The organism is Laspinema palackyanum D2c, from assembly GCF_025370875.1.
Taxonomy (GTDB): Bacteria; Cyanobacteriota; Cyanobacteriia; order Cyanobacteriales; family Laspinemataceae; genus Laspinema; species Laspinema palackyanum.
The window spans coordinates 1-5,387 of record NZ_JAMXFD010000060.1 but is presented as its reverse complement, the minus strand read 5'-3'; the positions used below and the strand labels follow the sequence as shown (position 1 = coordinate 5,387).

Genomic DNA, 5,387 nt, shown 5'->3' with positions numbered 1-5,387 from the left:
CTTTTCAAGCCCCAGGCTAAAAATCCCTGAATGTAAAGCTTTCAGCCCTCATTCTTAACTTTTGTCAGTCAACCAGCTTGCTCGCTAATCCACTAAGCGATACATATCAAAAATTAAAGGGTGATAACAATGGCAAAAAAACAAAAATTCCCGTATTTAGTCGGGTCCAAATGGACCTCACAACAACAAACTTGGGGATGGAGACATTTCCAAGTGGTGAACCGCAAAAACGAGGGCAAATGGGTGTTTGCAGAAATGGTTTCCGCTTGTGACCCTAACGTGCGCTTTTGGATTAATGCCACCCAATTTAAAGATAGAAACCTCTGGCAAGCCGGTTGGCAATCTTTACAAGAAATGCAATCCCAACCCGAAGAGGACCTGGTAGAACTCTAACTCCCCTTTCATGATACAGTCAGAAAAGAAAAATCCCCTTGACCTAAAATTCCATGAGTGCCGCAGTTACCGTCGAAAATGTCCACAAAGTTTATAACAAAGTCCCGGTAGTCAATGACTTGTCGTTTACCATTGCACCGGGAGAGATGTTTGGCTTGCTAGGACCCAATGGTGCAGGCAAATCCACCACCATTCGGATGCTCACCACCCTCACCAAACCCACCAGTGGGAGTATCAAAATTGCCGGATATGATGTCCAGGGTCAACCGATCCAGGTGAAGCAGTGCATCGGCGTCGTCTTACAACAAGTCAGTGTGGATAATGACCTCACCGTCTGGGAAAATATGGAGTTTCACGGACGACTGCATCATATTCCGAACCGGGAACGGCAAGAGAGAATCAAGCAATGGCTGAGTTATGTGGAACTCGGCGATCGGCAAGACAGCCAGGTAAAAACTTTATCAGGCGGCATGAAACGGCGGTTACAAATTGCCCGAGCACTGTTACATCAACCGGATATCTTATTTTTAGATGAGCCAACCGTCGGACTGGATCCGCAAACCAGGCGGAGGTTGTGGGAAATTATAAAAGATTTAAACCGCCAGGGGATGACGATGTTGCTAACCACTCATTACATGGATGAAGTGGAATACCTGTGCGATCGCATTGGAATTATGGATGGGGGGAAATTAATTGAACTCGGGACACTCCAACAGTTTAGACAAAAACATGGAGAAGGATTGGTGATGAAACAAATTGGCGATCGGTGGGAATATAAATTTTTCTCAGACATTGCCGAAGCCAACGCCTACCTGGAACAACAACCAGACAAAACCGGATTAATGGTTCGTCCTTCTAACTTAGAAGATATTTTTGTCGAACTCACCGGACGTCAGTTAGACTAAGAGACTCCGAAAGTTTAACTGAATCAGTTAAATGTCGAACGAACTCCACCGCGTTTAAAATATTTGGTGGTTAGAGGTTTTGGATGTACGGAAATCGTCAATGTCAAGTTTAGCTAGTCAGATTGAAGCCATACTGTACTTAAAAGGGAAACCGCTTGCGATCGCGGAAATTGCCGAATATGCCAACTGCGATAAAGAAACCGCAGAAGAAGCACTCATTCAACTGATTAACGATTATGCTCACCGAGACAGTGCGCTAGAAGTGCTAGAAACCGAAAACGGCTATAGCTTGCAACTGCGAGAAACCTTTCAAGACTTCATGCATCGCTTAATTCCAGCAGAATTAGGCGTCGGTGCCTTGAGAACCTTAGCGGCGATCGCCCTCAAAGGCCCCCTCAGCCAAACCGACTTAGTAGAACTGCGCGGTTCAGGTGCTTATCAGCACGTTCAAGAATTAGTCCAACAAGGGTTTGTCCGCAAACGCCGACAACCCGAAACGCGATCGTTCTCCCTACAAGTCACCGCCAAATTTCATCAATACTTCCAATTAGATCAGTTACCAAAACAGTTAGAATTACCCTTTCAACAAGACCAAAATCCAGAAAACGATGAACCCGAAGAATTCCCCGAAGAATTCCCCGAAGAATCATCCACGGAATAGAGAGGAAATGAGGCTATGTGCTGCCATTCCTGCTGCTGTACTGTAAAAAAACGATTGCAATCGGAGTTTCTACGCTTGACTCAACCCTTGTAAAAACTCCAACACAATGCGATCGCTTTCTTCCGTACATTCGGTAACCGGGTAATGGTGGATGATGCGGATTCCCTGAGATTGGAGAAGGCGACTGGTTTCTGCTTCATCCTCCTCCCCGTCCACCACGAGAATCCCTAACTTACCTTCAGAACAAACCAGAAAATGAGGGGGTTGATTTTGCTTGGCATCCGGCGTCGTCAATCGCGCCGTCGCGTTCGGGAAAAACAGAACTCCAGCGCGATCAAGTGCTTCTGCAATCTTCACCTCTGCCTGCGATCGAAATTGCCAACCATTCCAGGAATGAGTAACGGATTCAGAACTTGAATGGGCGATCGGATTGCCCTCCAGTTCAGCATTTATATCATCTTCCTGTAATAATTCAGTCTTATCATCTGGCCTTTTTTCTTTGTAGAAATCGCCTTGACAGGAATCAGATTGGCCTAAATTAGCAAATAGTTTTGCACCACTGAGATTAGCTTCACTTAAGCTGCCTCCGCTAAGATTCACTCCAATGACTTGAGTGCGATAAAAATTGATTTGATTCCTCCGTAAATATCGCTTCAGCACAGACTGGAGATTACCTTTTTTAACCTTTTCTCCCAATGCTTCTGTCAGTAACTTCCAGAGTTTAGCACCCGTTGCCTTGATATATTCATAATCGTATCCAGAGACTTGAGCAATTTCCTGATAAGACTGGTTTCCTTCCCAACACTGACGAAAGATCAACTCTTGAACATCATTGAGGCGATCGTCCTCCAGGACAGCTTCCACGAGCGCCAGTGCTTCCTCAACCTTCATCTATCAAGTCCACCCCAACGTTGTTATGGTAGTCTGAGCAAGGGTTAGTAGCAGGTAGGACAACTTAGCTGGAGCCACCGCCCCCTGTTCGCCGCAGGAGTCACTCCGCCATCCGACCCTCGAATTTCCGCTAATCTTACCACAAAAAGCAAAAAAACGCTACTTTTTATCACTTTTTGTCACTTTTTATCACTGGACAAGCTAAAACCGGGTTGTTAAAGTGGGGACAAGCTAGAGGGATTTGAGGATACTCTTAATGAAAATCAATCGTTCTAAACTCTGTGCGATCGCATTACTGACTACTACCTTGAATGTAGTTCCAAATTTAGCTGTACCTCAAGTTGCTTTTGGATCGGAAATACAGCATCGTGGAGATCTTATCATAGACCCGAACTATGTAGGCGATTTTTGCGTTCTTTTAGGCCCGATCCGGGAGTATGCCGATGTAATACTTGATTGGGGACCCTTTCAAGGAACAAGAAGAGTATATCCCGATCCAAGTAGACCCAACCAAATTTATGGTGTAAATGTTTACGCGAAAGGAAATAATGTACCTTTTATCACTGCTTATACCAGTGAAGGAGTGGGGCAGGGATATCCACAAGTAACTAATCCTTTGAAGCGATGCCAAGATACGGGATATGGCATTTCCAATCCTCCTTATCTTGACTGGAGCGATCGGTAATTGAAAGAAACTATTCTCCTTTCCCATATTAAGGGATTGGAGGTAGTCTGAAGGAGCCGTTACTGAGCAATTTTATTTAACGCTATAGGGAGCAGGGATTTAACAATTTACTAAATGTTATTATGTTCTAGCCGTAGGAGGTTTATCTAAGATGAATATCCACTCAGGTTTGTTTTATCGAGGCGCTTTGGTGGCAAATTTGCTTGTAGCATTTACCATTGCTTCCACTATCGATGTTCACGCCGAAGGGAGGAGGAACGGAGTAAGAAATTATAGCTCTAACTGTAGTTTTTATGGACAAAACCAAGCTCAGGCCGAATCAATTGGCTGTTCGATTGAGCATGGTTCAAGCCGAATTGTAATTAGTTGGGATGATGGATTTACGACTACTCTGAATGCTCAAAGAAATGGTAATTGGCTATCCATGCCTTCTGAGTCTAGAGCAGAAGTACGATTTTATACCGGGACTGGACAAGTAGCTCACGTTGAAATTTACGAAGGTCCCGGTCAAGGAATCATTGTTGTCGATCCCTAACTGGATAAATCACTGAGCGTTTGACCTCCATGTTTGACCCCAATGATATCGTCAACTTCATGGCTGTAAATTGAAAAGTCTTGGTGAATGAGACAGTATTCGCATTTTCCTTCAGCCCGATCGCTCGTAAGCTGACGCAAACCCGGCGGTATGGAAAAAAACTCATTTATTTTATTGATTCTGCATAAGCTTTTGCCTTGAGCAACGTCATTAAGCGATCGAGTTGCTCGGATAAATCTAGTTCTGCCGATTCAGTTTCATTTAACCTACCTTCGCGATTTTTTTCTAACAATTCTCCCAAACGCGCTTGAGCATCTCCCGATACTTTGAAAGCAGCAATTTCTCCCGGAGTGGGACCAGAAATTAAAAAATCAAGCACTTCCACATAAACCACTGGGGAAGCCGTTGGATTGGCAACGGTGGGAAGCATCTCTGTAGTTGCGCTGTTGGGGATAGACTCCACAAGCCTCTGGAGCAGTTCCGGTAGGCGGTGTTGTAAGGGTTGCAGGCGCTTTGCCCATTCATCTGGGACTTGAATCGTGAGTTCTGCCATTGCAATTTGTCCTCATGATAAGGAGACGCTTCGGTATGCTTTTTCGGTTAAGATTGACTGATATTCTAGCAAGAGAAGGCTTGACTCTGTTGGGGAGCCTTCAACACTCCTCCCCCCTCGCCTCTACCACTACAGAATTAGAGGAAGCGATTTCTGAGACGGGAAGTTTCCCTAACGCAGAGTAATTCATCGAAAGTCTAAAAGGCGATCGCTCACAACAGTCTTATTGTTTTGAGCGAAGTTTTTCCTGAAAAAGAGCCTTCATCTCTTCATCGGTAATATCGTAAGCATATTTAGCAGTAGTTTCACTTCTACGGCTCATCATAATTTTAAGGGCTTCGTGACAAGCAGTCTCATCATTCCGATGAGCTTTCATATAAGCTTTTAATTCGCTATTTGTCAGATTTTGAAGATTTTCGCTCATTCAACAAACTCCCAGATTCCCTCTTCATTTATTATGATGGCGAACTCATCGTTTCTACCAGCTTGAACATAAATAGTTTTTAACGCCGGATCGTAGCGAAACACATTGATCACTTGATACAAGTTAGAAAGCATCTGACAAACTTTAACACTCCCATACGCTTGTGCAACAGTGGGCAATTTTTCACCTCGGCAATTTTATCTTATAAATCCCTTAAAACAACAAAACCCCAACACTTTCGTGGAGGGGTTTCGTTTAAATAATGACCGGGCACCGAGCTATTTTCCCAGGAGGCTACCCTCCAAGTATCTTCGCCGCAGTCGCGTTTCACGTCCGAGTT

General features: G+C 44.4%; 9 protein-coding genes and 1 rRNA gene. 5 read left to right on the top strand and 5 right to left on the bottom strand.

What is annotated here, in order from left to right; translation table 11 throughout:
* The first annotated feature begins 129 nt into the window (after positions 1-129).
* The 3 genes from NG795_RS28210 (at position 130) to scpB (ending at position 1,959) form a co-directional block, all read left to right on the top strand.
* A complete protein-coding gene (locus NG795_RS28210) occupies positions 130-393 on the top strand; it encodes a TIGR02450 family Trp-rich protein (protein ID WP_367291920.1) in 264 nt (87 codons plus the stop codon).
* Between the two features lie 53 nt (positions 394-446).
* Complete coding sequence (locus NG795_RS28205) at positions 447-1,298, top strand: ABC transporter ATP-binding protein (protein ID WP_367291919.1); 852 nt, start codon at positions 447-449, stop codon at positions 1,296-1,298.
* A gap of 100 nt (positions 1,299-1,398) precedes the next feature.
* Entirely contained in the window at positions 1,399-1,959 is a 561-nt protein-coding gene (gene scpB, locus NG795_RS28200) for an SMC-Scp complex subunit ScpB (protein ID WP_367291918.1), read from the top strand.
* 69 nt (positions 1,960-2,028) lie between these two features.
* Here scpB and NG795_RS28195 read toward each other — a convergent pair whose 3' ends face one another.
* Complete coding sequence (locus tag NG795_RS28195) at positions 2,029-2,850, bottom strand: pentapeptide repeat-containing protein (RefSeq protein WP_367291917.1); 822 nt, start codon at positions 2,848-2,850, stop codon at positions 2,029-2,031.
* A 256-nt stretch (positions 2,851-3,106) separates the two neighbouring features.
* On the opposite strand from NG795_RS28195, the gene NG795_RS28190 reads away from it, so the two are divergent.
* Positions 3,107-3,535 (top strand): hypothetical protein, encoded by a 429-nt coding sequence (locus tag NG795_RS28190; RefSeq protein WP_367291916.1) that lies wholly within the window; start codon positions 3,107-3,109, stop codon positions 3,533-3,535.
* 151 nt (positions 3,536-3,686) lie between these two features.
* Positions 3,687-4,070 carry a hypothetical protein gene (locus NG795_RS28185; protein ID WP_367291915.1) on the top strand — a complete coding sequence of 128 codons (384 nt, stop codon included), beginning with the start codon at positions 3,687-3,689 and terminating at the stop codon, positions 4,068-4,070.
* A gap of 166 nt (positions 4,071-4,236) precedes the next feature.
* On the opposite strand, the gene NG795_RS28180 is transcribed toward NG795_RS28185, so the two are convergent.
* The 4 genes from NG795_RS28180 to rrf form a co-directional block, all read right to left on the bottom strand.
* Complete coding sequence (locus NG795_RS28180; protein WP_367291914.1) at positions 4,237-4,623, bottom strand: hypothetical protein; 387 nt, start codon at positions 4,621-4,623, stop codon at positions 4,237-4,239.
* Between the two features lie 223 nt (positions 4,624-4,846).
* Entirely contained in the window at positions 4,847-5,047 is a 201-nt protein-coding gene (locus tag NG795_RS28175; RefSeq protein WP_367291913.1) for a DUF6887 family protein, read from the bottom strand.
* Positions 5,044-5,226, bottom strand: coding sequence for a DUF6888 family protein (locus tag NG795_RS28485; RefSeq protein ID WP_436836098.1), 183 nt, complete (start codon positions 5,224-5,226; stop codon positions 5,044-5,046). The genes NG795_RS28175 and NG795_RS28485 overlap by 4 nt, the downstream gene beginning before the upstream one ends.
* Before the next feature lie 86 nt (positions 5,227-5,312).
* Positions 5,313-5,387, bottom strand: a 5S ribosomal RNA gene (rrf, locus tag NG795_RS28480); the annotation flags it as partial.